Origin of the sequence: Comamonas sp. 26, from assembly GCF_002754475.1 — a bacterium.
Lineage (GTDB): Bacteria > Pseudomonadota > Gammaproteobacteria > Burkholderiales > Burkholderiaceae_C > Comamonas.
Map to the genome: position 1 here is coordinate 3,023,314 of NZ_PEFL01000001.1, position 25,245 is coordinate 3,048,558.

Genomic DNA, 25,245 nt, shown 5'->3' on the forward strand with positions numbered 1-25,245 from the left:
CGGATGAATATCTGAACCAGGGGCGAGCATTACCCGCCCCTTTAGCCGGCATCAGGCTCTTGCGGTCTTACCGTAGAAGGTCTGACCCTTGGCCGCCATATCACGCAGCAGCTGTGGCGGTCGCAGTTGCTCGCCAAACTGCTCGGCCAGTCGATCGGCTTCGGCCACAAACTGGGGCAGGCCTACGCCATCGATAAAGCAGAAAGGGCCGCCGGTATAGGCCGGGAAGCCCACGCCCAGAATCGAGCCGATATCGCCATCGGCCGGGGCCAGCAGCACGCCCTCTTCCATGGCGCGTGCACCCTCTACGGCCTGCACATAGAGAATGCGCTGCTTGAGGTCATGGGCGCTAGGCTGCTGGCTTTTCAGCGGGTAATGCTCGGCCAGACCAGGCCAGATGCGCTTGCTACCGCTTTCGTCGTAGTCATAAAAGCCCTTGCCCACCTTGCGACCCAGACGCCCCAGGTCAAACAGCTTGTTGATCACAGGCACCGAGCAGCCTTGCTTGTAGTCCTCAGGGAATTCTTTGGCCTGAGACTCACCGGCGTGCTTGGCAAGATCTATGGACAGCTCATCGGTAATTCCCAGCGGCCCCACGGGCATGCCCGCATGCTTGGCGCAGTTCTCGATCAGCGCAGGCGCAATGCCTTCGGCCACCATGCCAATGGCATCGTCCACAAACGCGCCGATGAAGCGACTGGTGAAGAAACCACGCTTGTCGTTGACGACGATGGGCGTCTTCTTGAGCTGGGCAATAAAGTCCAGCGCCTGGGCCAGAGTGGCATCTGATGTCTGCTTGCCGCGAATGACTTCCACCAGTGGCATCTTGTCCGCGGGCGAGAAGAAATGCAGACCGATAAAGCGATCAGGACGCTCGCTGGCCTGCGCCAGCAGGCTGATGGGCAGGGCCGAGGTGTTGCTGGCCAGCACGTAAGTAGGCGGCAAAACGGCATCCAGCTTTTTCGTGACTTCAGCCTTGATGGCTCGGTCTTCAAACACGGCTTCGACCACCATGTCGGCATCACGCAGCAGCCCGTAATCGGTGCTGGGTGTGATGCGCGCCAGAATGGCTTCTGCCTTCTCACGGGTCTGGCGGCCCTTGTCCACCAGCTTGGTCAGCGCCTTTTCAGCGTACTGCTTGCCCTTCTCGGCTGCAGTCTGTTCGCGGTCGATCAGCACCACATGGATGCCGCGTTGCGCCGCCACCAGCGCAATGCCAGCGCCCATCATGCCCGCACCAATCATGCCCAGCTTGCGGCATGTAAAAGGCTCAAAACCTGCCGGGCGGTGCATGCCTTTTTCGGCCTTGGTCTTGTTGACGAACAGCGTGCGAATCATGCCGCGTGCCACAGGGCTGCGCGACAGCGTGGCCATGTACTTGCTCTCGATGCGCAGGCCTTTGTCAATGGGCAGCTGGCAGCCTTCGTAGATACAGCTCTGAATACAAAGCGGCGCAGGCATGTTGTGAAAGGTCTTGGCCTGCAGCAGGGTGTTGCCCACCACAAAGGCCGGGGCCACGCGCGGATCCAGCGGGCCGCCGCCGGGAATGCGAAAGCCTTTGACATCCCAAGGCTGAGTGGCCGAGTCATGCGCCAGCAGCCACTGGCGTGCCGCAACCAGCAATTGCTCAGGCGCAACCACGTCATCGACCAAACCAGCTTCCTTGGCCTTGACGGCCTGCAGCTGCTTGCCCTCCATCAAGAAAGGCAGGGCCGCCAGAATGCCGATCATGCGCGGCAGGCGCTGCGTACCGCCCGCACCGGGCAGCAGACCTACCTGCGCTTCGGGCAGGCCCACCATCACGGTCGGTGCATCTGCAGCAATGCGGTGATGACAGGCCAGACAAATTTCATAGCCACCGCCCAGCGCCATGCCATTGATGGCGGCTACCAGCGGCTTGCCCAGAGTTTCGAGCTTGCGCAGCAGCTTGGACAGCGAGGCGCAGGATTCAAACAGCTCCTCAATGGGCATATCGGCCATGGCATCGATATTGGCTTCCATGCCCATCAGGTCGGCACCGGCCACAAAACTGTCCTTGCCCGAAGTGATGATGCCGCCACGCACCGTGGCATCGGCCTTCATGCGTTCAATGCAGGCGTCCAGGCTGTCCATGAAAGCCTGGTCGATCACGTTCATGGTCTTGCCGGGGTAATCCAGCGTCAGCGTGGCGATGCCGTCGGCGTCCACCGCGTAGCGAATGATGTCTGTTGTCATGATGACTCTTCCCTCTCTCACACGCGTTCGATGATCATGGCCGAGCCCATGCCCGCGGCCACGCACAGGCTGATCAGCGCCGTGCGCTTGCCCGTGCGTTCCAGCTCGTCAAGCACCGTCCCTAAAATCATGGCACCCGTGGCTCCCAGCGGATGGCCCATGGCAATCGCGCCGCCGTTGACGTTCATGCGGTCATGGGGGATGTTCAGCTCTTCCATCATGGTCAGCACCACGGTGGCAAAGGCTTCGTTGAGCTCCCACAGATCAATGTCCGAGGGCTGCATGCGTGCACGCTCCAGCGCTTTGCGGGCGGCATAGCTGGGGCCGTCCAGCATCAACGTGGGCTCCGATCCAATGCTGGCAAAGCCGCGAATGCGGGCGCGGGGCTTCATTCCCTGCTTGGCACCGGCCTCCGCCGTGCCGATCAGCACCGCCGCCGCGCCATCGACAATGCCCGAGCTGTTACCCGCGTGATGGTGGTGCTGAATCTGCTCGACCTGCGGATAGCGCTGCAGCGCCACGCTGTCATAGCCGTATTTCTGACCCATTTCGGTGAATGCGGGCTTGAGTGCGCCCAGCGATTCCACTGTCGTTTCGGGGCGAATGGTTTCGTCCTTCTCCAGCAGAGTCATGCCAAGGAAATCCTTGACGGGCACGACAGATTTGTCAAAACGCCCTTCTGCCCAGGCCTTGGCCGCACGGCGGTGGCTTTCGGTAGAGTACGCATCCAGATCACGGCGGCTGTGGCCGCGCAACGATGCCAGCAGATCGGCAGAGATGCCCTGCATGACGAAATAAGTTTTGTTGGCCAGTTGCGGGTCTTGCGCCCAGGCACCGCCGTCGGAGCCCATGGGGACGCGGGACATCATCTCCACACCTGCACCAATCGTCATATCGGCTTGCCCGGCCATGACCTTGGCAGCGGCAAAGCTCACCGCCTCCAGACCTGAGCCGCAGTAGCGATTGAGCTGAACTCCCGCCACGCTTTGCGCATAGTCGGCCTGTAGCACGGCCATGCGGCCCACGTTACCGCCCTGCTCGCCCACGGGCACCACGCAGCCCATGACCACGTCGTCCACCACGCTGGTGTCGAGCTGGTTGCGCTCGCGCAGTGCCTGCAGCGCCTGGGCCGCCAGCCAGACCGGCGTCACCTCATGCAGCGCACCATCCGGTTTGCCCTTGCCCCGGGGGTACGGACATGGTCAAAGATCAAAGCCTCCATTGACTACCTCACATCACCAAGTTGTTGTCGAATCCTTATTCAGATTGCCATACGCATTCCGGCCAAACCTACTTGATTCAGACTAGGGGCAGACTATAAGAAAAACGGCCCCAAAACGGCTCAGATGCATGGTCAGCGGCCATCAAGCCCAAAAACCCGCCCAAGCTGCACGCGAAGCAGCTGCTCACCGCAATATCAGCCCTGAATTTGTCGCCTGCGTGACTTTTTTCAGCATCTTCAGACACAAAAAAACCTTGCAGGTCGCAAGACCCGCAAGGCTGCTGATGGAGCAGCTCCGATGCTCAGGCCACCAGACCACCGCCGTTCACAGGCAGCACTTGGCCGTTGACCCATTCCGCCTCGGTCGATGCCAGATAGGTCACCGCAGCGCCCACATCCTGGGGCGACCCGGCACGACCTACGGAAGTCCCTTTCTTTGCAATCTTCTCGGAGCCTTCCCAGTTGTTCATGGTGCCCAGCGACAGCGCATTGGCCGTCACGCCGTGCGGACCGACTTCGCCCGACAGATTGCGGATAAAGCCAATGGCCGCCGCCTTGGCGGCGCCATAAGCGCATAAACCCATACCGGTCGCCGTGCGGGCCGCGTCGGAGTTGATGGCCACAATGCGGCCCCAACCCTTGTCCTGCATGGCCGGCAGCAGCGCCTGGCAGGCATGCATCAGGCCGTGGAGATTGAGCGACAGCCAGGCATTCCACTCCGACTCAGGCGACTGCAGAAACGGTGTGTAGCCCCAGCCCTGCGCCGGAATGCCGGCATTGTGCACAAAGATATCGACCACGCCGACCTCGACTTTGATGCGCTCGACCATGGCAAAAATCGCAGCGCGATCCGTCAGGTCAGCCGCCTGGGCCGAAGCCTGGAAACCTGCTTCACGCAGCTGCGCGGCGGCATTCTCTGCGCGGTCCTGATGAAAGTCGTTGACCACCACATGTGCGCCCTGTGTGACCAGCGCCTGTGCAATACCGAAACCCATACCGCGACCGGCACCGCTGACCAGCGCCACTTTTCCATCCAGCCTGAACATGTTTTTCGTCTCCACTTTGTTGTAAAGCTCACAGTGTTCAGACCCCGGCACAGCTGGACATACTTCAAATGGACGGGGTCAAAAGCAGAGCGCACAGCAAGATCAAATGCTCACACCTCAAAAGGAGACTAAATGAACACCGAAAAACCTCAAGGCCCTCTGACAGGCATGCGGGTCATTGAATTCGCAGGCATTGGCCCTGCCCCATTTGCGGGAATGATGCTGGCCGACATGGGAGCCGAGGTCGTCCTGATTGAGCGCAGCGCCGATCACGCGGCGGCCTCCCACTACCCGCGCATGGCACAGAACCGAGGCAAGAAGTCCATCGCGCTGGACCTCAAGTCCGAAGCCGGGCGAGAAGCGGCATGGAAGCTGCTTGAATCTGCGGATGCGCTGATTGAAGGTTTCAGGCCAGGCGTGATGGAGCGCCTGGGCTTTGGCCCCGAGGAAGTGGCCAAGCGCGCACCGCGCCTAGTCTTTGGCCGTGTCACCGGCTGGGGCCAGACCGGGCCGCTGGCGCAAGCCGCAGGGCATGACATCAACTATGTGGCGCTGACTGGCGTGATGGCGACCTCCATGCGCCCCGGTCAGGTGCCTGTGCTGCCACCCACCATCGTCGGCGATATGGCGGGTGGGGCCATGTTTTTGCTATTCGGCATCATGTGCGCCATGCACGAGGCCAAGCAGTCCGGCAAGGGCCAGGTGGTGGATGCCGCCATGATCGACGGAGTCACCGCCATGAGCGGCCTGATTCACCAGATGCGCAGCGGCATGGGCTACTGGCAGGATGAGCCCGCGCACAACCACTTTCTCAACACCTCGCCCTTCTACGAGGTGTTTGAATGCGCCGACGGCAAGCACATCACAATAGGTGCCATCGAGCCGCAGTTCTATGCCCTGCTGCTGCAGAAACTGGGCCTCACCGATGTAGATCCCAAGCGCCAGTACAAGACCAGCGACTGGCCAGCCCTCAAGGCGCGCGTCGCAGACATCGTGCGTGGCAAGACACAGTCTCAGTGGTGCGCAGAACTCGAAGGCAGCGACGTCTGCTTTGCCCCGGTGCTGAGCCTGGCAGATGCTCCCAACCACGCACATAACGTCGGGCGCAATTTATTCATAGACTTACCCGTGGATGGCACCACCCACCGCCAGCCCGCCCCTGCCCCGCGCTTTTCGCGCACCCCGGCACGCCAGCCTGTGCCAGGCACCAAGATAGGACAGGACACCGATGCCGTGCTGGAATCCGTGGGCTATGCCGCCGTCGAGATTGCTACGCTGCGGGAGACCAAGGCCTGCGCCTGAGACTGCGGAGTAAGATAGTCGCTATCAAAACAAAAGCTGCTTGCGCTTTATTTCAATGGAATTCAGATATTTTTTCTACTGAAATCTATGCTTAACAAGCACTGGCAGCTATGTTTTTAAGCAGTTGATGGTTCAGAGTTTCTCGATATGCAGCCCAACTTGCAACAGGCTGCAAGCATTTCAATGGAAAACATGATTGCTGACACTTACGGTCACGCTCATCAACGACCAGGTCCTCAAGCAAGGGTATTCTCGGCAGCTCAGTCACGGTCGACATAGTTCAGAGGATGTGATGGGACGCAAGATCAGCAACAGAGGCAAGGTCAAACAGATATGTGGAAGCGTTGTACTGAATCGGCTGCCGGGTTTGCCGGCGTCTTTGCGCGAAATGCTGATCCAGGGCCGCCAGGGAAAACGGCCAAAGCCTGATCTGCTGCAGCTCAAGCAATGGGCGGAGGATCTGCAAAAGTATGCGGCGGAGCTGGGGCTCTATGCCGATGTGGCCTCCAAGCACGACTATCTTCGTGTCAATTTTTTCATTGATGAGCCTGATGGCCACCCAGCCATTCACGTCAGCGGGCCCAGGCAGCTGGAGTTGCTGGGCGAAGCGCTTGAAGCCTGCAGTGCTACAGACTCTTACCGACAGCCCGGAAGACTGAACAGGCCGCAACACAAGAACAGTCCGGCGCTTGAATCTCCGGCAAGGCAGTCCATGAGTCTGGCTTGAAGGCACACCGATCCGCCCTCATACAGCCACAAAAAAACGGGCCGAAGCCCGTTTTTTCATAGTCGCTCCATCAACCGTTTTTATTTATTCCCCAGCCAGGCAACGCTGTTGAGGAAGATACGCACCAGTTCTGTCTGGCGGCGCACGCCCGTCTTGGAGAAGATGGAGCGCAGATGAGCACGAGCCGTGTTGCGGCGAATGTTCAGTGCTTCTGCCGCTTCTTCCAGCGACAAACCATTGGCCAGTTGAATCGCTAGCGAAGTCTCGGCCGGTGTCAGCTGGAACAGCTGCTGGGCCAGCTTGACGGGTGGGTCGGCCTTTCCACCGGTATCGCGCACAAAGACCGCAACGCTAGGGCGTTGCTTGCCTTCGGTCCACTCGTCAGGGGAGATGCTTTGCACCACCACACCCCAGTTGAGCTGACCGGACTGACGGCTCACCGACATGCCTTCGGTCATCGACAGACGCGAGACCTGGGTATGCATCAGCGCGTCTTTGATGAGGCGCTGCAGCTTGCGGTTGTCGTTGGCATAGTTGGCTTCCAGCACGCCGCCGGTGATCTTCAGCCCGTCCTGCATGTCCAGAATGCCGGCCGCTGCCGGGTTGCATTCCAGCACATTGCCGTTCTGATCGAGGATGACCACACCCACCATCAGCTGGGCCGTGGCCTTGCTGTAGAGGGAGATGACCTGACGGTCCTGATTCACGGACAGATGCAGGTTCAGCGCGCGCTTGATGTGCGGCAGCATCATGGTGCCAAAGGCACGCTCCTGCTTGGTGAAAGCAGGAGCACCTTCGGGCCTGGTGACACGCAGACCGTAGACGCAGCTGTCCTTGGTGACAATGTCGGCAGCCATTACATGGAAGACCTGCATCTGCTTGCACCAGTCGTTGTAATAGCTCGAAGCGCGCCACTCGGACTCTGGCATCACATCGCCCAGCGTCACGATGCGGTCGGTCGGCATGCTGCGAAACGGGCTCATGCTGATCTTGGGGCAGTTCGGCATCAGATCGCGACGATCGCCGGCAACCGAGACGATCAAACCCACATCATCGGCAGAGCCGGGACGCACGATCAAGGATGCGTAGTTGCCGCCCAGTTGCAAGCGCAAGGTTTCCAGAAAAGTCTTCCAGCCCTCTGGGTCCATGGCGGCCTCATACAGCTGGCTGATGAGCGCACTGAATTGCTCGGCCGTCACGAACGGAGCGTCGGCAGCCACCCGTACAGGTACAGGGGTGTCGAATATAGGCACATCTTTAATCACACAGGCAATGGAGCTTGGTGTGTAGGTGGAGAAACCCATCTTTGCGAAAGCGCTGTCCATCATTCTCATCTCCTCAATTGAAGACTGGTTTCAGGCAGTTCAGTTCAGCTCAAACAAGCCAGCAGCACCCATGCCGCCGCCAATACACATGCTCACCACCACAAAACGGACACCGCGGCGGCGACCTTCCAGCAGGGCGTGGCCTACCAGGCGCGCGCCCGACATGCCGAAGGGGTGACCGATAGAGATCGCGCCGCCGTTGACGTTCAAGCGGTCATCTGGAATACCCAGCTGATCGCGGCTGTAGATTACCTGACAGGCGAAGGCTTCGTTAATTTCCCACAGACCAATATCCCCCACGGTCAGGCCGTGCTGTTTGAGCAGCTTGGGGATAGCGTACACAGGGCCGATACCCATCTCATCCGTACGGCAGCCTGCCACCGCCACGCCGCGATAGGTACCCAGAGGTGCCAGACCACGGGCGCGGGCTTCGTCAGCACTCATCACCACGCAGGCACTGGCACCGTCAGACAGTTGCGAGGCATTTCCGGCCGTGATGAACTGGCCTTCTGGCACCCACTTACCGTTCTTCCAGACGGGCTTGAGCTTGGCCAGGCTTTCCAGCGTGGTTTCAGCGCGGTTGCCTTCGTCGCGGGTCAGCGTCACTTCTTCGGTGCCAGTGACGTTGCCTTCTTTGTCAAACAGCTGCTTGACGGTGGTCAAAGGCACGATTTCGTCGTCGAACAGGCCCTTGGCCTGAGCAGCAGCCACGCGCTGCTGGCTGCGCAGCGAGTATTCGTCCTGGGCTTCGCGACTGATGCCATAACGCTGGCTGACCAGCTCGGCAGTCTCGATCATCTGGATGTAGGCAGTGGGCTCTGCAGCCAGCACGGCCTTGGACTGGGCGCGATACGAATTCTTGTACTTGTTCTGCACCAGAGAGATGGACTCCAGGCCACCGGCGACGGCAATGTCCAGCTCGCCGGTCATGATGCTCTTGGAGGCCGTGGCAATACTCATCAGGCCCGATGCGCACATGCGGTCGATCACCATGCCGCCCACGGACTCTGGCAGACCCGCGGTGTAGCCGCACAGGCGGCCCAGGTTGTAGCCCTGTGTGCCTTGCTGGGCCGCGATGCCCAGAATGACATCGCCTACATCCTCACCAGCCACACCCACCTTGTTCAGTGCCGCACGAATGACGTGACCGCCCAGCACCGGAGCCTCGGTGTCATTGAATGCACCGCGGTAAGCCTTGCCAATGGGGGTACGTGCCGTCGAAACGATGACTGCGTCTTTCATATCTTGTCTCCTAACTAACTGTTCGTCGCGCCCTGGGCAGCTTGCGCAGCCCTGATCGAGGTCGGCCACTCTGTCGGCAGCTCATCCCTCTTCATAAAAAATGCAAACGCTGCCGGGACAGCTGTTTGCATTCACTCAATTTTCCTGGATAAAAAACAGTCTGCTGATCGTTTCGACCACGCATCCGGGTTTGTCCTGCCCCTTGACCTGCACCGTGATACGGATCGTGACTTGCACGCCGTCCGTGCCAATCGGGGTCGCAGCAACCACCTCGCCACTGCCGCGAACCCACGAGTTCACCAACACGGGCGATGGAAAACGCACCTTCTCGCAGCCATAGTTCACGCCCATCTTCAGGTCTTCATAGACCACGAGCTGGGGCAAAAACAGATTGGCCAGCGACAGCGTCAGATAGCCGTGAGCCACGCAGGCACCAAACGGGCCGTTCCTGGCCTGTTCGGGGTCCACATGAATCCACTGGTGATCGCCCGTGGCATCGGCAAACTGGTTGATGCGTTCCTGATTGATCTGCATCCACTCGGTTTCGCCCAGCTGGCGGCCGACCGAAGCCAGCACCGCAGCAGCAGAGCCAAACACTACTTTTTCAGCAACAGCGCTCATCGCTCAAGCCCTTTGCGAGCTGACGGACACCACTTCACCCGTCATGTACGAAGAGTAGTCGCTGGCCAGGAAAATCATGACGTTTGCCACTTCCCAAGGCTCAGCACCGCGGCCAAATGCTTCTTTTTCAGACAGTTTGGCCAGCAGCTCTTCAGACGCCGACTTCTTGAGGAAAGCGTGGATGGCAATGGAAGGTGCCACCGCATTGATGCGGATACCGAACTCGGCCGCTTCCAGCGCCGAGCAGCGCGTGAAAGCCATCACACCGGCCTTGGCCGCTGCGTAATGCGCCTGCTCGGTCTGAGCGCGCCAGCCCAGCACCGAAGCGTTGTTCACGATCACGCCCTTGCCACGTGGCTGCATGACCTTGAGCGCAGCGCGGGTCATGCGGAAGGTGCCGGTCAGCGTGATATCGATGACCTTGGCCCACTCCTCGTCGCTCATGTCAACGACTTTGCAGCTGGTGCCCATGCCGGCGTTGTTGATCAGTACATCGATGCCGCCCATGGTGCTATCGGCTTCGGAGATCAGTGCCTGCACCTGCTCTTCCTTGCTCACGTCGCAGAGCTTTCCGAAGACCTGGGTCAAACCCGTATCTTTCTTGATCTGCTCCACCGCCTCAGCCAGGCGGCGCTCGTGCACATCGGAAATCACCAAGGCTTTGCAGCCTTCTTCTGCTGCACGTTTTGCAGCGGAGAAACCAATACCAGCGCCAGCAGCAGCGGTAACGAGCACAGTCTTGCCCTTGAGCAAGTCGTGGGGAGCAACGTAAGAAGGAGCGCTATTCATGAGTCATCTAAGGGGAAGTTAAGTTCATCTTCAGGCTCGCGCTGCGCTGCAACATCGTCACTTTGGACGATAGGTCATTCCCTAATGTCGTCCTATGGACACTTGAAAGGCGGAAAAGCGGAAAAAACCCTCTGGCTAACCCTAGGTTTTTCCGCATTCTCAATGACACCCATCAGCGTATCTACCTACGCCAAAAGGCGGCAGCGCGGCCCACAAAAATCAGCGCGGCATGCCTAAAGCGCGCTCAGCCATCAGGTTCAGCTGAATCTCATTGGTGCCGGCGTAGATCGTGTCCGCGCGGCTGACCAGCCACAGCTGCTGCAACGCAGCAAGAGCAGGATCCTTGAGCTCCAGTTCGCCCTGCTCGCCCAGCACATCCATTGCCAGCTCACCCAGATCGCGGTGCCAGTTGGACCACGCGTACTTGGAAACCGAGGCCACGCGGAAAGGCGTGTCTTCGCGGCTGGAGCGCAGCGCGTGCGCGCGCAGTGTCTGCAAGCCCATATCTGCCTTGGCAATGCGCTGACGAATCAGCGGATCGCGAGCCGTGCCATTGCGCTTGGCCAGATCAATGATCAGATCCAGCTCATAGCGGAAATGCGCCTGCTGGCCCAGCGTGGATGCACCGCGCTCACAGCCCAGCAAGTACATGGCAACCTTCCAGCCGTCGCCCACGGGGCCCAGATGCAAAGCACCATCGGTGCGGGCTCCGTCGAAGAAGACTTCATTGAATTCAGAAGTCCCTGTGATCTGGCGAATCGGGCGTACTTCTACGCCCGCCTGCTTGATGGGCACCAGCAGCAGCACCATGCCGGCATGGCGGGCACTGGCCACGGGCACGCTGGCTTCTTCGGTGCGGGCCAGCACAAAGACCCATTCGGACTCATGCGCCCACGATGTCCAGACCTTTTGGCCGTGAATCACCCACTCGCCCGTCGCCGGGTCACGGTTGGCTTTGGTGCGGATAGCCGCCAGGTCAGAGCCCGCGCCGGGTTCGGAGTAGCCCTGCGCCCAGTAGTCGGTGCCCGCCAGAATGCCGGGCAGAAAACGGGCCTTCTGTTCTGCCGAGCCAAACGCCATCAGCGTAGGGGCCAGCAGCGTCTCGCCAATGTGGCCTATACGGCCGGGGCCGCCGCTGCGCACATATTCCTCATGGAAGATGACTTGCTGCGACAGCGGTGCATTGCGACCGCCATATTGCGTGTCCCAGCCCAGACCCGTCCAGCCGCCCTTGGCCAGTTCCCGCTCCCACTCTTTGGCGAGCTGGGCGTCATAGCCCTCAGCCCCCAGACCGCTGGCATGCTTGAGGGGCGCGAACTTGCCCGTCAAGTGCTGGGCCATCCATTCACGCACTTCAGCGCGAAAGGCTTCATTGATTTCTGATTCCTGCATGTTCATGCTGCCTCCGTCACGCTCTCGTCCAACAAACGCGCAGCCACTTGCTCGCGCCACTGCTCCACAGTCCCTAGACGCTGGCTGGCAGCCTGCGCGCGGCGGAAGAACAAATGGGGATCAAACTCCCAGGTGAAGCCCACGCCGCCATGCAGCTGTATGCTTTCACGCGTAGAAAAGAGAGCGGCTTCCGCAGCATCTGTGCGGGCTTGTGCTGCAAAATAGGTCAGATCGCTTGCATCACCTGCGGTATCAGCTATGAAAGCTGCAGCGTAAACGGCTGATCTGGCCGTCTCCACCTTCACCAGCATCTGCGCTGCACGGTGCTTGACGCCTTGGAAGCTGCCCACGGCTTTTCCAAACTGCTGGCGCTCTTTGGTGTAATTCACAGCCAGATTCAGCGCACGGTCGGCCACGCCAACCTGCTCAGCGGCCAAGCCAATCGCCGCCAGATTGCGGGTCTGAGCCCACAGTTTTTTGAGCGCGTCGCCATGCACCAGCACGGCAGCGCCGGTCAGGCTCACATTCACGGCAGCCACATTGGCGCTGCTGCGTGTGGCGTCCACCGTCGTCAGCGCCTGCACACTCAGGCCTTGCGCCTTGGCGGATACCTCCAGCAAGCCCAGCGACCCGCAGGGCAGCGTGGCGGGCAGCAAAAACACATCGGCGTGCGAGCCCGAGCCCACTTGATTCCACTGGCCGTTCAGCACCAGCGTATCGCCGTCAACCGTCACCGTCGCAGCAGCAGGCAGCTCGCCGCGCACCGTCATGCCCAGCACGCAGATCTGGCCCGATGCAGCCAGTCGCTCCACCACGGGCAAGCCTTTTTCGCTCATGCTCAGCGCCTTCCACAGCGGGGTGACGGCAATGACAGCATCAAAAAACGGCACGCAGGCCAGGTGGTAACCCATCTGCTCTTGCAGCAGCACCAGCTCGCGCCAGCCAAGGCCCATGCCGCCTGCGGCTTCGGGCAGAGCCACGCTGCACCAACCCATGTCCACCACTTCCTGCCACAGAGCGCGGTCCAGGCCACCTTCTGTTTCTGAGACTTTGCGCACTTGCGCCGTGGTGCTTTTTTCCTGCAAAAACACCGCCGCGCTTTCGGCAATCATTTTTTGTTCTTCGTTCAGACTTAAATCCATGATGGCTCGCGTCCTGCGTTTTTATTGAATAACCAGAGCCGGGCAGCGAGTCCCGGCTGCGCTCTTGCCGCTGCTGCAATCAGGTGCCATAGACCTTTTGCGGGGCCTTGCCTTGTGTAATGAGCTGATCCACCACGGCCGTCAGCTCGGCGGGCTCCCAGCGGCCTTGCTTGTCGTTGATGGTGCCGGTGAACCAGCCATCGGCCACGGACAGCTCGCCGCCCTTGGATTCAAAGCAACGGCCCGTCACATGCCTGGACTGGCTGCTGCCCAGCCACACCACGATGGAAGCCACGTTCATGGGGTCCCACACATCAAAACCAGACTCGGGCTTCTTGACCATGTCGGGCATGGCGCCTTCGGTCATAGAGGTACGCGCTGCAGGTGCCAGGCAGTTGACCGTGATGCCGTAGCGGGCCAGCTCGGCTGCCTGCACCAGCGTCAGGCCCGCAATACCAGCCTTGGCAGCCGCGTAGTTGCTCTGACCGATGGAGCCCTGGAGACCCGCACCTGAGCTGGTGTTGATGATGCGAGCGTCCACATCCTTGCCCGCCTTCTTCTGGTCGCGCCAGTAGCCGCCGAACACCTTGGCCATGCAGAAGTGTCCACGCAGATGCACGCGCATGACCATGTCCCAGTCTTCTTCTGACAGGCTCAGGAACATGCGGTCGCGCAGCACACCGGCGTTGTTGACGATCACGTTCACATCGCCAAAGGCTGCCAGCGTGGCATCCAGAATCGACTGCACGCCAGCCACGGTGGTGATGTCACCAGTGTTGGCAATGGCCTGACCACCTGCGGCCTTGACTTCATCGGCCACCGCCTGAGCGGCTTCAGCGCGAATGTCGTTAATCACCACATTTGCACCCTCTTGCGCGAAGGCCAGCGCATAAGCGCGGCCCAGGCCACCGCCTGCACCAGTAATGACGACGGTTCTCTGGTTGCAAATACCCATTTCTTTCCCCTTTTGCTTGCTGTGCAGACGGTCTCAGAACCCATCTGCTTTCTTGAATTACGCTTTGAAGACAGACAGATCCGGTGTGCGATCTGCCCATGGAACGGTTTGCTCCAGCTGCGCGGCCAGGCCAAACAGACGGCCTTCGCGACCGAATGGGGCCGCGAAGTGCGCACCCACCGGCAGGTTGTCCTTCGTCCAGTGCATGGGCACGGACATGGCTGGCTGGCCGGTCATATTGAACAAAGCGGTATAGGGCGAGGCCTTCACCGCTTCGCGTGCGAACGAGTCATAGGGCTGGTCCAGCGTCAGCACGCCCAGCAGCGGCGGCGGCACGGCCATCACAGGCGTCAAAACGAGGTCGTACTTGAGGAAGAAACGATCCAGAATCTGGCCCGCAGTATCGAAATTGGTGCGCGCCATCAGCATCTGCTCTGCGGTATAGGTCTTGGCTTTTTCCAGATACAGCCAATCCATCTGTTCGACCTCATCCTGGCGCACGGCTCGACCCAGCTGCTTTTCGCGGGCGCGAATGCTGGCCATCATGCCCACCGAGGTCACAATGCCCAGACCGGAGAACACATCGGCCACGGGCAGCTCTGGCATGTCTTCGACAATTTCGTGCCCCAGTGCCAGACAGGCCTTGATGGCCTTGTCCACGGCGGCCTGGCAATCGGCATGCACAGGAATGCCAAAGTAGTTCTTGGGCCAGACCGCAATCTTGAGTTTGCGAGCCCCCTGATTCAAGGCTTCGAGATAGGTGCCATCGACATCACGCGGCGGCACGGTGCGCGAGCCAGGCTCACGCCCCTGCGTCAGGTCCAGCAGATGTGCGCTGTCGCGCACCGAGCGGCTGATGACATGGTTCATGGACAGGCCCATCCAGCCCTCCATGTTCGCAGGCCCGGTTGGCAGGCGGCCACGGCTGGGCTTGAGGCCGAACAGACCGCAGTGCGAAGCAGGAATGCGGATAGAGCCGCCGCCGTCACTGGCGTGGGCCACGGGCACAATGCCGGCGGCCACCACCGAAGCCGCGCCCCCGGACGAGCCGCCCGTTGTGTGGGCCGCATTCCAGGGGTTTGGCGACTTGCCGTAAAGCAAGGACTCGGTCGTAGGCGTCTGACCAAACTCTGGCGATGCCGTCTTGCCAAAGATATTCAGGCCAGCCGCCTTGTAGCGTGCCACCAGAGTGCTGTCGTACTCCGCCACCGCGCCCTTGAAAAAGCGGCAACCATTGGTGGTGACCGTGCCCTTCATGTACTGGTTCAGATCCTTGACCAGAAAGGGCACGCCCCACATGGGCGCCTTGGCTGTCGCTGCGGCGCGATCTGCAGCGCCGAGGGCCGACATCTGCTTGGCAAGGCCTCGGGCCAATTCATAGTCTTTGATGACTACGGCGTTGAGCTTGGGCAAAGCCTCTGTGCGTGCAATGGCAGCATCCAAGGCCTCCAGCGGCGTGAGATCACCACGGCGAATCTGCTCAGCCCATGCGTATCCATCAAGCATCTGTGACTCCTTTTTCTCCTTGGCCATTGCCGGAACCGCCGCTGCCCCCATCACAGCAGCAGCCCCTTGAATAAGGCTGCGCCTGTCCATGCCCTGATTCACTGATTCCATGTTCTCGCTCCTCTTTTCGTTAAACACTCAAGCCTTGAGTGCAGACAGATCAGGCATGCGATGTGCCCACGGCAAGGCCTGCTCCAGCTGGGCAGCCAGACGCAGCAAGCGCCCTTCTCCCCCAAAAGGCGCAACAAAGTGAGAGCCGACAGGAATGTTGTCCGCCGTCCAGTGCAGCGGCACCGACATGGCCGGGTGGCCGCTGATGTTGAACAGCGAAGTAAAGGCCGAGGCGTTCATGGCCTCTGCGGCATAGCTCTGGTATGGCTGATCGAGCCGCAGTGCGCCCAGCAACTGAGCGGGCACTGCGGTGGTGGGCGTCAGAATCAGGTCGTATTTGGACAGGAAGGCATCAATCAGCTGCCCCGCCTTGTCAAAACCCGCACGGCCACGGTACAGCTCCAGCGCTGTGGCTTTTTTAGCAGCTTGCAGTGCGGCCCAGTTCAAGGGCTCCATCTCGTCTTCGCGCACAGCTCGGCCCAGCTGCTTTTCACGGTATTCAATGCTGCTGAGCAGGCCTGCGGACATGCCCGGCCCCATGCCGGCAAAGATCTCTGCCACGGGCAGATCGGGCATGGCCTCTTCGAGGATGTGGCCCATGGCCTCGCAGGCCTTGGCAGCCTTGTCGACAGCAGCCAGGCAATCGGCATGCACGGGTATACCGAAATAATTCTTGCGCCAGATGGCAATGCGCAGCTTGCGTTCGGGCTTTTGCATCGCTTCGAGGTAGCCGCGCGGCGCATCCGAAGGTGGACGCACACGCGAGCCGAACTCAGGGCCGGCAGTCAGGTCCAGCAGCAAAGCGGTGTCGCGCACGCTGCGGCTGATGACGTGGTTGACCGAAAGACCGGTTGCGCCATCCAGCGAATTGGGCCCTGCAGGCACACGACCACGGCTGGGCTTGAGGCCGAACAGGCCGCAATGCGCAGCCGGGATACGGATGGAGCCACCGCCATCGGTGGCATGGCCCACGGGCAGAATGCCCGCGGCAATCGCGGCTGCCGTGCCGCCAGATGAGCCGCCTGTGGTGTGCTTGGTGTTCCAAGGGTTGAGCGTAGCGCCATAGAGCTTGGACTCTGTGGTGGCCGTCATGCCGAACTCAGGCGAAGCCGTCTTGCCAAAAATGTTGAGACCGGCCGCCTTGTAGCGCGTGACCAGGGTGGAGTCCTGCTTGGCGACGGCATCTTTAAAGAAGGCGCAGCCATTGGTGGTCACAGTGCCCGTCATGCTCACGCCCAGATCCTTGAGCACAAAAGGCAGCCCCCACAGCGGCGCTGACCCCGTCGCCTGCTTTCGCGCATCGCGGCCCATGGCCGAGATTTTCTTGGCGTGCTCGCGGGCTTGCTCGTAATCTTTGATAACCACGGCATTGAGCCGGGGCAAGGCTTCCACGCGGGCAATGGTGGCGTCAAGCGCCTCCAGAGGCGTTACGTCGCCCTTGCGAATTTGCGCTGCCATGGTGATGGCATCGACCGGCGCGCTGGCCTGCGCCACGGTCTTGGCGCTGGCTTGCGCCGCTGGCAAGCTCACCGCAGCGGCTGTCGCTGCGGCACCCATGAGAAATTTTCTGCGATCTGTATCTGCCGCTCTGTCTTGCATGTCTTTGTCTCCGTTGATATTTTTTTGGATGACTTGCTTAACCGCTAACTCTTGGCCGTTGACTTCAACTCCACGCAATGCAGGCACCCACAGGTGCCCGCATGTCTATCGTCAGAGTCGTTCAATGATGGTCACATTGGCCTGACCACCGCCTTCGCACATGGTCTGCAGGCCGTAGCGGCCGCCGGTGCGCTCCAGCTCGTGCAGCAGCGTGGTCATCAGCTTGGCGCCCGATGCACCCAGCGGGTGACCCAGAGCAATCGCACCGCCGTTGACATTGGTCCTGGCATGGTCGTAGCCGGTTTCCTTGAGCCAGGCCATGACCACGGAAGCGAAGGCTTCATTGATCTCGACCAGGTCAATGTCGGACATCTTCATGCCAGCCTTCTTGAGTGCGTACTCAGTGGCAGGAATCGGAGCCGTCAGGTGCCAGATGGGGTCATCGGCACGCACGCTGATGTGGTGAATCCGGGCGCGGGGCTTGAGGTTGTAGCGCTTGAGCGCTGCTTCCGACACCACCAGAACGGCAGCAGCTGCATCGCAGGTGGAGCTGGAAACCGCTGCGGTGATGGAGGGATAGGTGGGATCCACCGGCTCCAGCGTGGCCATCTTTTCCAGCGTGCTCAGACGGGCGGTTTCGTCCATCTTGAAGTCGCCAAAGGGCACGATTTCACGGTCAAAGCGGCCTTCGGCAATCGCCTTCAGTGCACGGTCATGGCTTTCCTTGGCAAACACTTCCATGTCTGAGCGGCTTGCGCCCCAGTGATCGGCAATGCGCTGCGCTGCGTAGAACTGGTTGACGGGAGCGTTGCCAAAGCGGGCCTGCCAGCCCTTGCTCTCCGCAAACGGCGTGGTGAAGCCCAGAGGCTGACCGGCCAGCATGGCCGAGGAGATCGGGATGGCGCTCATGGTCTGCACGCCACCGGCCAGCACCACATCCTGCGTGCCGCTCATCACCGCTTGCGCCGCAAAGTGAATGGCCTGCTGGGACGAACCGCACTGGCGGTCAATCGTGGTGCCGGGCACGTTCAGGGGCATGCCTGCGGCCAGCCAGGAGGTGCGTGCTATGTCACCGGCCAGAGCGCCGATGGTGTCCACGCAGCCAAAGATCACGTCGTCGTAATCTGCTGCGGGGATGTCATTGCGCTCCACCAGCGCCTTGATGACATGAGCACCGAGGTCGGCACCATGCACGGCAGCAAGAGAGCCCTTGCGCTTGCCAGTGGGAGAGCGCAGTGCGTCAACGATATAGGCCTGGGCGCTCATGCAGCCACCTCTTCCACAATGTTTTTGATAGCAGCTTGCGCAGAGCAGTCGCCGCGAGAAGCGCTTTCTCGATCAAACGTAGCACCAGGACCCACAGGGGCATTGGGACTGCGCAGCAGGCCTTGGGTCAGGCGGGCCGAGTGATAGCCCTTGTCGCCCCATGCAGCATCAAGCACCCATGCGCGCTTCATGAACATCTGCAGATCGACTTCCCAGGTGTAGCCCATGGCGCCATGCACCTGCAGGCTGTTGCGCGAGGCAAACCAGCTCGCTTCGCTGCACTGCAGCTTGGCGTGGGAGATGCGCACGGCCAGATCAGGCTCGTTGTGCTGCAGCGCATAGAAGGCGCGGTACAGAACAGGCTTGGCAAATTCGATCTTGGTGACGATATCTGCCAGATGGTGCTGCACCGCCTGGAAGCTGCCGATCACCTTGTCGAACTGCTTGCGCTGAGCGACATAGTCCACAGACAGGTCCAGCATGCGCTGGGCCAGACCCACCATCTGGGCTGCGGCCGCCAGAGCGCCACGCTCACCAGCAGCATCCCAGACCTTCTGGCCCTGAGCACCATCAAGCACACGGGTCGCATCAGAAGCGGTCCAGCTCACCTTGGAGAGGCGACGCGAGGAGTCAATGCTCTTGAGTGCCTTGATTTCGCACAGGGCAGGAGTCAGCAGGTGCAGCTCCAGCCCGGTTGCCGTGGCCTGGGCCAGCAGCAATACATCAGCGTGCTCCGCATCGGCCACGGTCGCATTGTTGGGGTGACCCACGGCCACGCGGCAGCTGCCGCTGGCGATCTTGGGCAGATAGGCGCGGGCAGCATGGCCTTGCGGCAAAGCAGACAGCATGCCCACCGCCACATAGGCGGTGTCGGTCAGCGCATCAGGCAGTGCGTAGTAGCCCACTTCCTGCAGCAGCAAGGCCCAGTCAATATCGGCCATGCCCATACCGTCATCGGCTTCTGGCACGGACAGGCCCATCAGGCCCTGCTCCGCAATCTTGGCCCACAGCTCGGGCGAGCGACCGCTCTCGGTTTCCCAGATGTCGCGCAGCAGCTCGGGCGCGGCTTCCGTCATCAGAAAGCGGCTGACCGAGTTACGGAATGCGATTTGATCTTCGGTAAAGGTGAAGTCCATGGTGTTCTCCCAGCCGATCAGGATTTGGGCAGGCCCAGCATGCGCTGGGCAATGATGTTGCGCTGAATCTCGTTGCTACCCGCGTAGATGGGGCCCGCTTGCGCAAACAGGAAACCTTCGAGCCAGTCATTGGCTTCTTCGTCATCAATCAGCTCTGCACGCTGACCCAGAATGCGCATGGCGGTTTCGTTGATCAGAATGTCCAGTTCGGACCAGACAATCTTGTTGGTACTCGCTTCCGCACCGATCTGCGCGCCCTTGTTGAGGCGGCCCACGGTGTGGTACGAAGACAGTGTGTAGGCCTCGGCACCCTGCCATGCGCGCAGCACGGCGTCGCGGATGGAATGATCGCGGTCAGCATCGACCTGGTTGCGCAGGTACAGGTCCACCAGCTTCTGGGCGCTGCGCTGATAGCGTGCGGGAGAGCGCAACAGCAGACCGCGTTCAAAGCCAGCAGTCGCCATGGCCACATGCCAGCCCTTGCCTTCGGCACCAATCAGGTTCTCAGCAGAGACTTCTACATCGTCGAAGAAGATTTCGGCGAAATGCTCGCGGCCATTGATGGCGCGGATGGGGCGCACGGTGATGCCAGGCGTATTCAGCGGCACCAGGATGTAGCTCAGTCCGTGGTGACGGCTGGAGGTGGGGTCGCTGCGGAACAGGCCAAAAACCCAGTCTGCAAAGATGGCGCGAGTGGACCAGATTTTCTGGCCGTTCAGGATGAACTTGTCACCCTGGCGCGTAGCACGGCTGCTGATGGCCGCCATGTCAGAGCCAGCATTGGGCTCAGACCAGCCTTGCGCCCACATGTCGTCGCAACGGGCCATGCGGGGCAGGAAGCGGGCTTTTTGCTCAGGCGTACCAAACTCCATGATGGTGGAGCCCAGCAGCAAAATACCGTTCTGGTTCACGCGTGCGGGTGCATCGGCGGCCCAGTATTCTTCTTCAAAGATCAGCCATTCGGTCAGGTCGCAGCCGCTGCCACCCAGATCCTTGGGCCACATGACGGCGCTGTAACCGGCGCCAGCCAGCAGGGCTTCCCACGCGCGGTGTTGCTCAAAGCCTTCGCGCGTGTCGTAGCTCTTGAGGCGCTCTTTGGGTACGTTGTCCTTGAGCCAGGCGCGCACCTTGGTGCGGAAAGCCTTTTGCGCAGGGGTATAGGTCAAATCCATCTTGTTGTCTCCTCGTTGCGCTTGGCGAATCAGAATTTGGCGTCGCGCTTTTCCACGAAGGCGCTACGCGTCTCGGCGGAATCGGGGCTCATATAGGCCTGCAGAGTGAAGCCCTGCTCCCAGCGGTATTTGTCTTCCAGATTGCCGTCTTCGATGCCGGTCAGCGCTTCCTTGGCGATGCGGATCATGGCAGGGCTCTTGGCGGCAATCTTGTTGGCTATTTCCATGGCGGTATCACGCAGTTGCTCACGGGGCACCACTCGCTCGACAGCGCCCAAGCGGAAGGCTTCCTGCGCTCCGATCATCTCGCCTGTAAAGAACAGGTAGCGGGTCTTTTGCACACCAAACATCCGCTGCAGATGCGCTGCGCCGCCCATGGCACCACGGTCCACTTCGGGCAGGCCGAAGGTCGCGTCTTCAGCCGCGATCACGATGTCGGATGCGCCGCATATGCCGATGCCGCCACCCAGCACAAAGCCGTGCACGGCAGCAATCACCGGCACCTTGTTCAGGTGAACGGCCTTGAATGTGGCGTAGTTGCCTGCGTTTACATCGATGATGAGCTTGTCATTGGTGGCCAGCTCTTTGATATCCACACCGGCGCAGAAGCCACGGTTTTCTGCACGGATCACGATCACGCGCACATCAGGGCGTTCGCCCAGCGACTGGATTTCTTGGGCCAGGCCATACCAGCCTGCGGAATTCAGGGCATTGACAGGAGCGCGGTCAATCACCAGCTCTGCCACGCCGTTGTCGTGAATATTGGAGTGAAATTGTTGAGTGGACATATTCAGTCTTCTCGTTGGCCTGTTAGTGGCTTGTTATTACGCAGGAGTCAATTCATTGAGTGCAGTGCGACGGACCATGGCCTGGCGAACAATGCCGCTGATCACGTCTTCGCAGCTGTCGAGCTTGCCAATCAGCGCGGCCACCTGACCGGCAGACATCACGCCATCGGCCGGGTTGCCGTCGACCATGGAGCGCTGCAGCAGCATGGGGGCGTTGGCCGCCATGACGGTCTGGGCCACCGAGGAGGAATCCTCACGCATGGCCTTCATGAAGATGCTCATGGCCTGGCCCGTGGTCATGCCGGTTTCGGCCTTCCACTTCAGTGCCAGATTCACCGCAATGCGCAGGCGCTTCATGGGACTGGCCTTTTCCAGCATGGACAGGTATTCGTTAGGAATCATGCGCTGGGGCATGCCGTCGACAAGATGCGATACGGCAATTTTTTCGGCATCCTTGGTGGCCAGGTAGCGCTGCAGCGTGGCATCAGGGACCTTGGAGTCGCTGGTCATCAAAAAGCGCGTGCCCATGGCAATGCCCGATGCACCAAAGGCCAACGCAGCCAGCAGGCCACGGCCGTCGTAAAAACCACCAGCAGCAATCACGGGCACGCTCACCGCGTCTACCACCTGGGGCAGCAGCACCGTCGTGGGCACGCTGCCGGTATGGCCGCCACCTTCACCACCTTGTACGGTGATGGCATTGGCACCCATCTCAATAGCCTTCTGGGCGTGCTTCAAAGCACCCACGGTAGGCATGCAGACGATGTCGGCATCACGCAGGCGGCCGATGACCTTCTTGTCCGGGCCGCGGCCATAGCTCACGGCGCGCAGGCGATACTTCACGGCCAGGTCCAGCAGTTGCTGGGCGTTGGGCTGGAACATGTGAAAGTTCAGGCCGAAAGGCTGATCATCCGTCTCGCGCTTGACGCGCAGAATCTCGGCTTCAATCTTGTCAGCATGAATCGTGGCGCCGGCCAGAAAGCCAAAGCCACCGGCGTTTGTCGTACCGATCACCAGATCCGCACCCGCCACGTAGCCCATGGCGGTCTGGACGATGGGGTAACGGCATCCCAGCAAATCGCACAAAGGCGTGCGCAGTGCATTGACCTCGCTCATTGCGCGACCTCCTTCTTGTTGGCGCTGGCCATGGTCTTGGCGTCTTGACCGCCGAGCTGGCCCATGCCCATAGCCTGGCTGTGAGCGTGCGCAAAGTGGTGGTAGCCAAAGGCCATGTCCATGGTGGAGCGCAGCCCCTGCAGCTCTTCAGCCTTGTTGACAACCATCTTGGTCAGTGCCAGACCCAGACGGGGCTGGGCTGTCAGGCGCAAAGCGATGGCATCGACCTGCTCTTGCAGCTCGGCACGTGGCACCACGCGGTTGACCATGCCCATCTGGTAGGCACGGTCTGCAGTCATGCGATCGCCCAGCAGCAGGAATTCTTTGGCGATGCGGGGATGCAGCTCGTGAGCGTGGGCAAAGTACTCCACGCCGGGGATGCCCATGCGCACTACGGGGTCCTGAAAGAACGCGTCATCGCTGGCCACAATCAGATCGCAGACCCAGGCCAGCATCAGGCCGCCCGCCACGCAGGCGCCTTGCACCATGGCGATCAGAGGTTTTGGAATGTCGCGCCAGCGGCGGCACATGCCCAGATAAACCTCTTGCTCACGGGCAAACAATTGCTCGCCACCGGGCTTGTTGGTGTGATCCCACCACAGGTGCGCACGGTCAAAAGGCTTATTGATGTCTCGACCGGGCGTACCAATATCGTGCCCCGCGCTGAAGTGCTTGCCTGCACCGCGCAGCACGATGACCTTGACGCTATCGTCATCGGTCGCCTTGCGGAAGGCAGTATCCAGCGCATAGGTCATCTGCGAGTTCTGCACGTTGTTGAACGTGGGCCGATTCATGGTGACCGTGGCAATGCCGTTGTCCACGCTGTAGAGCACGGGCTCGTCGGTTTCGTAGACGGCCTTGTCTTCGCGTGTCACAAATTCGCTGGAAGCTGCATTTTCCATATCACGCTCCCATGGCCGTAGCGCGCAGGTTGTGCGGATCGAGCTGGGCCAGCAAAGCCAGCTGCTCGGGTGTGGGGTCGGCCGTCACCCCCACGTTGGCAGGGATATGCACCGGGAAACCTGTGGCTTCCTGCACCTGCCCAACCGTCACACCGGGGTGCAGAGAGACCAGTCGCACCTGATGGTCAGGGCCACCGAAGTCCAGCACGCAAAGGTTGGTGAAGATGAAACGGATGTCCGTGGTTTCTTCCAGCGTCCAGCCCTTGGCCAGGCGTGCGGGGTTATAGCCCACAGAGCCAACCACATCCACCTCGCCCGACACAAACACCTTGGGGCTGTGGTTGGGCACAAAGAAGGAGTTGGCGTGGTTGATGGAGTTACCCGGAAAACCGCGCACGCCCAGCATCATGGACTTGGGACGTGCGTAGTCGCCGCCCACCATGGAGATGTTGCCCTGACCAAAGCGGTCCACCTGAACGGGGCCCACCATGGCGTGGCGCTTGCCACCCCAGACGTTGTCGAAGATGCGGGAGAAGCCCATCCAGGACTCACGCTTGATCTTGTAGTCACCACGGGGGCCGACGGGCACGGGCTCGCTGACCACCCAGGCTTCGGAGTCCGTCATCATCAGATCTGTGTTGATGGACTTCATGCACAGCGAAGCCGCCAGACGTGGTACCAGGCCAATGCCGGTGGCCAGAACTTCACCGTCTTTTTCCCAGGCGCGTGCCGCGGCGCAGATGACGCGATCGACCAATGCAATTTCACTCATCTTTGCCTCCTTAGAACACAGGCAGGGGCAGGCGCTTGATTGCGTCCATACCACCCACTTTTTCCAGATATTCCTGCTCCGTGCACTGCACGTACTTCTGCTGATATTCGTTCCAGCCGCCCTCTTCCTTGCTGCTGGCTACGTATTCCTTGAAGTGCTTGACGTCAAAGCCATACAGAGGCGCGCAGGATGTGGGGTGAGCACCGCCGGGCAGGTGAACCACGCCAGTTGTCTCGGAACGCTCCCAGAACACCAGTCGCGCAGCGTCAGCCGACTCGAAAGTGCTGGATTCAACCAGTTCGTCGCAGCTCACAAACGTATTGGTAGCAGCGCGGGCAAACAGGTCGTCCATATAAATATCGGGGCCTGCAATCTGGCAAACACCACGCGAGTCAGCGCGGTCCACATGCAGCAGGGCTACATCCAGATTGATAGCAGGCATCGCAACCCACTCCTTGTTGTCGTAAGGAGAGTCCACCAGCTTGATGCCGCTGTTGTGCTTGATCACATCGGTACCCAGACCCACGCGAGTGGGGATGTAGGGAATGCGCATGCCAGCAGCCTTCAGGCCCAGCACCATGTGGCCTTCGTCGATTTCCATCACTTCGATGGAGCCGTTCTGGCGGGCCTTGCGGAAGTAAGGCTCCAGTGGAATGAAGTCCAGCGACACAAAGGCGAAGATCAGTTTCTTGACCTTGCCAGCGGCGCACAACATGCCCACATCAGCACCGCCATAAGCCACCACGGTCAGATCTTTGACGTCGCTGCGCAGTAGCTCTCGCACCAGAGCCATGGGCTTGCGGCGAGGGCCCCAGCCACCAATACCAATCGTCATGCCATCCTTGATGGATGCCACAACGTCCTTCGCTGTCATTAATTTATTGGCCATGTCTCAAGCCT

At 60.5% G+C, this 25,245-nt stretch carries 21 protein-coding genes and 1 pseudogene; 2 read left to right on the forward strand and 20 right to left on the reverse strand.

What is annotated here, in order from left to right; genetic code table 11:
• Positions 1-51: 51 nt before the first annotated feature.
• From CLU84_RS14060 to CLU84_RS14070, 3 genes and pseudogenes are all read right to left on the reverse strand, one after another.
• Entirely contained in the window at positions 52-2,214 is a 2,163-nt protein-coding gene (locus tag CLU84_RS14060) for a 3-hydroxyacyl-CoA dehydrogenase NAD-binding domain-containing protein (protein WP_099737694.1), read from the reverse strand.
• A 17-nt stretch (positions 2,215-2,231) separates the two neighbouring features.
• Positions 2,232-3,436: pseudogene (locus CLU84_RS14065) on the reverse strand (acetyl-CoA C-acetyltransferase).
• Between the two features lie 302 nt (positions 3,437-3,738).
• Complete coding sequence (locus CLU84_RS14070; protein WP_099737695.1) at positions 3,739-4,482, reverse strand: SDR family NAD(P)-dependent oxidoreductase; 744 nt, start codon at positions 4,480-4,482, stop codon at positions 3,739-3,741.
• A 168-nt stretch (positions 4,483-4,650) separates the two neighbouring features.
• Here CLU84_RS14070 and CLU84_RS14075 point away from each other — a divergent pair, with 168 nt between their 5' ends.
• Positions 4,651-5,784 (forward strand): CaiB/BaiF CoA-transferase family protein, encoded by a 1,134-nt coding sequence (locus CLU84_RS14075; RefSeq protein WP_099738030.1) that lies wholly within the window; start codon positions 4,651-4,653, stop codon positions 5,782-5,784.
• A gap of 388 nt (positions 5,785-6,172) precedes the next feature.
• Positions 6,173-6,511: a hypothetical protein gene (locus CLU84_RS14080; protein WP_144445466.1), complete on the forward strand. Its 339-nt coding sequence runs from the start codon at positions 6,173-6,175 to the stop codon at positions 6,509-6,511.
• An 80-nt stretch (positions 6,512-6,591) separates the two neighbouring features.
• Here CLU84_RS14080 and CLU84_RS14085 read toward each other — a convergent pair whose 3' ends face one another.
• The 17 genes from CLU84_RS14085 to CLU84_RS14165 all read right to left on the reverse strand — a co-directional run bounded on the left by CLU84_RS14085 (position 6,592) and on the right by CLU84_RS14165 (position 25,234).
• The gene (locus CLU84_RS14085) at positions 6,592-7,839 is read right to left on the reverse strand and encodes a helix-turn-helix transcriptional regulator (RefSeq protein ID WP_099737697.1); all 1,248 of its coding nucleotides are present in this window, start codon (positions 7,837-7,839) and stop codon (positions 6,592-6,594) included.
• Between the two features lie 36 nt (positions 7,840-7,875).
• Positions 7,876-9,078 carry an acetyl-CoA C-acyltransferase gene (locus CLU84_RS14090; protein WP_099737698.1) on the reverse strand — a complete coding sequence of 401 codons (1,203 nt, stop codon included), beginning with the start codon at positions 9,076-9,078 and terminating at the stop codon, positions 7,876-7,878.
• Between the two features lie 135 nt (positions 9,079-9,213).
• Entirely contained in the window at positions 9,214-9,699 is a 486-nt protein-coding gene (locus CLU84_RS14095) for a MaoC family dehydratase (RefSeq protein WP_099737699.1), read from the reverse strand.
• A gap of 3 nt (positions 9,700-9,702) precedes the next feature.
• Entirely contained in the window at positions 9,703-10,488 is a 786-nt protein-coding gene (locus tag CLU84_RS14100) for an SDR family oxidoreductase (protein ID WP_099737700.1), read from the reverse strand.
• A gap of 219 nt (positions 10,489-10,707) precedes the next feature.
• Complete coding sequence (locus CLU84_RS14105; RefSeq protein ID WP_099737701.1) at positions 10,708-11,886, reverse strand: acyl-CoA dehydrogenase family protein; 1,179 nt, start codon at positions 11,884-11,886, stop codon at positions 10,708-10,710.
• Entirely contained in the window at positions 11,883-13,022 is a 1,140-nt protein-coding gene (locus tag CLU84_RS14110; RefSeq protein WP_233210060.1) for an acyl-CoA dehydrogenase family protein, read from the reverse strand. Before CLU84_RS14110 ends, CLU84_RS14105 begins: the two co-directional genes overlap by 4 nt.
• A 79-nt stretch (positions 13,023-13,101) precedes the next feature.
• A complete protein-coding gene (locus tag CLU84_RS14115; RefSeq protein ID WP_099737702.1) occupies positions 13,102-13,977 on the reverse strand; it encodes an SDR family oxidoreductase in 876 nt (291 codons plus the stop codon).
• A gap of 57 nt (positions 13,978-14,034) precedes the next feature.
• Positions 14,035-15,594, reverse strand: a complete 1,560-nt coding sequence (locus tag CLU84_RS14120; protein ID WP_099737703.1) for an amidase — start codon at positions 15,592-15,594, stop codon at positions 14,035-14,037.
• Positions 15,595-15,621: 27 nt separating this feature from the next.
• Entirely contained in the window at positions 15,622-17,193 is a 1,572-nt protein-coding gene (locus CLU84_RS14125; RefSeq protein ID WP_099738032.1) for an amidase, read from the reverse strand.
• 111 nt (positions 17,194-17,304) lie between these two features.
• On the reverse strand, positions 17,305-18,459 hold the full coding sequence (locus tag CLU84_RS14130; RefSeq protein WP_099737704.1) for an acetyl-CoA C-acetyltransferase: 1,155 nt from the start codon (positions 18,457-18,459) through the stop codon (positions 17,305-17,307).
• The gene (locus CLU84_RS14135) at positions 18,456-19,595 is read right to left on the reverse strand and encodes an acyl-CoA dehydrogenase family protein (RefSeq protein ID WP_099737705.1); all 1,140 of its coding nucleotides are present in this window, start codon (positions 19,593-19,595) and stop codon (positions 18,456-18,458) included. The genes CLU84_RS14130 and CLU84_RS14135 overlap by 4 nt, the downstream gene beginning before the upstream one ends.
• Before the next feature lie 17 nt (positions 19,596-19,612).
• Positions 19,613-20,767, reverse strand: coding sequence for an acyl-CoA dehydrogenase family protein (locus CLU84_RS14140; protein WP_099737706.1), 1,155 nt, complete (start codon positions 20,765-20,767; stop codon positions 19,613-19,615).
• Positions 20,768-20,796: 29 nt separating this feature from the next.
• A complete protein-coding gene (locus CLU84_RS14145) occupies positions 20,797-21,555 on the reverse strand; it encodes an enoyl-CoA hydratase family protein (RefSeq protein ID WP_099737707.1) in 759 nt (252 codons plus the stop codon).
• 36 nt (positions 21,556-21,591) lie between these two features.
• Positions 21,592-22,671 carry a nitronate monooxygenase family protein gene (locus CLU84_RS14150; RefSeq protein ID WP_099737708.1) on the reverse strand — a complete coding sequence of 360 codons (1,080 nt, stop codon included), beginning with the start codon at positions 22,669-22,671 and terminating at the stop codon, positions 21,592-21,594.
• Complete coding sequence (locus CLU84_RS14155) at positions 22,668-23,573, reverse strand: enoyl-CoA hydratase (RefSeq protein WP_099737709.1); 906 nt, start codon at positions 23,571-23,573, stop codon at positions 22,668-22,670. Before CLU84_RS14155 ends, CLU84_RS14150 begins: the two co-directional genes overlap by 4 nt.
• Before the next feature lies 1 nt (position 23,574).
• Complete coding sequence (locus CLU84_RS14160) at positions 23,575-24,345, reverse strand: CoA-transferase subunit beta (protein ID WP_099737710.1); 771 nt, start codon at positions 24,343-24,345, stop codon at positions 23,575-23,577.
• A gap of 10 nt (positions 24,346-24,355) precedes the next feature.
• Entirely contained in the window at positions 24,356-25,234 is an 879-nt protein-coding gene (locus tag CLU84_RS14165; RefSeq protein ID WP_099737711.1) for a CoA transferase subunit A, read from the reverse strand.
• Positions 25,235-25,245: the final 11 nt, after the last annotated feature.

Excerpts from the sequence above, each read along its gene's own strand:
- CLU84_RS14110 (WP_233210060.1), bottom strand. The coding sequence starts at position 13,022 with ATGGATTTAAGTCTGAACGAAGAACAAAAAATGATTGCCGAAAGCGCG.
- CLU84_RS14080 (WP_144445466.1), top strand. The coding sequence starts at position 6,173 with ATGCTGATCCAGGGCCGCCAGGGAAAACGGCCAAAGCCTGATCTGCTG.
- CLU84_RS14165 (WP_099737711.1), bottom strand. The coding sequence starts at position 25,234 with ATGGCCAATAAATTAATGACAGCGAAGGACGTTGTGGCATCCATCAAG.
- CLU84_RS14115 (WP_099737702.1), bottom strand. The coding sequence starts at position 13,977 with ATGGGTATTTGCAACCAGAGAACCGTCGTCATTACTGGTGCAGGCGGT.
- CLU84_RS14070 (WP_099737695.1), bottom strand. The coding sequence starts at position 4,482 with ATGTTCAGGCTGGATGGAAAAGTGGCGCTGGTCAGCGGTGCCGGTCGC.
- CLU84_RS14100 (WP_099737700.1), bottom strand. The coding sequence starts at position 10,488 with ATGAATAGCGCTCCTTCTTACGTTGCTCCCCACGACTTGCTCAAGGGC.
- CLU84_RS14090 (WP_099737698.1), bottom strand. The coding sequence starts at position 9,078 with ATGAAAGACGCAGTCATCGTTTCGACGGCACGTACCCCCATTGGCAAG.
- CLU84_RS14150 (WP_099737708.1), bottom strand. The coding sequence starts at position 22,671 with ATGAGCGAGGTCAATGCACTGCGCACGCCTTTGTGCGATTTGCTGGGA.
- CLU84_RS14135 (WP_099737705.1), bottom strand. The coding sequence starts at position 19,595 with ATGGACTTCACCTTTACCGAAGATCAAATCGCATTCCGTAACTCGGTC.
- CLU84_RS14120 (WP_099737703.1), bottom strand. The coding sequence starts at position 15,594 with ATGGAATCAGTGAATCAGGGCATGGACAGGCGCAGCCTTATTCAAGGG.
- CLU84_RS14140 (WP_099737706.1), bottom strand. The coding sequence starts at position 20,767 with ATGGATTTGACCTATACCCCTGCGCAAAAGGCTTTCCGCACCAAGGTG.
- CLU84_RS14155 (WP_099737709.1), bottom strand. The coding sequence starts at position 23,573 with ATGGAAAATGCAGCTTCCAGCGAATTTGTGACACGCGAAGACAAGGCC.
- CLU84_RS14105 (WP_099737701.1), bottom strand. The coding sequence starts at position 11,886 with ATGAACATGCAGGAATCAGAAATCAATGAAGCCTTTCGCGCTGAAGTG.
- CLU84_RS14125 (WP_099738032.1), bottom strand. The coding sequence starts at position 17,193 with ATGCAAGACAGAGCGGCAGATACAGATCGCAGAAAATTTCTCATGGGT.
- CLU84_RS14075 (WP_099738030.1), top strand. The coding sequence starts at position 4,651 with ATGCGGGTCATTGAATTCGCAGGCATTGGCCCTGCCCCATTTGCGGGA.
- CLU84_RS14085 (WP_099737697.1), bottom strand. The coding sequence starts at position 7,839 with ATGATGGACAGCGCTTTCGCAAAGATGGGTTTCTCCACCTACACACCA.
- CLU84_RS14095 (WP_099737699.1), bottom strand. The coding sequence starts at position 9,699 with ATGAGCGCTGTTGCTGAAAAAGTAGTGTTTGGCTCTGCTGCTGCGGTG.
- CLU84_RS14130 (WP_099737704.1), bottom strand. The coding sequence starts at position 18,459 with ATGAGCGCCCAGGCCTATATCGTTGACGCACTGCGCTCTCCCACTGGC.
- CLU84_RS14160 (WP_099737710.1), bottom strand. The coding sequence starts at position 24,345 with ATGAGTGAAATTGCATTGGTCGATCGCGTCATCTGCGCCGCGGCACGC.
- CLU84_RS14145 (WP_099737707.1), bottom strand. The coding sequence starts at position 21,555 with ATGTCCACTCAACAATTTCACTCCAATATTCACGACAACGGCGTGGCA.
- CLU84_RS14060 (WP_099737694.1), bottom strand. The coding sequence starts at position 2,214 with ATGACAACAGACATCATTCGCTACGCGGTGGACGCCGACGGCATCGCC.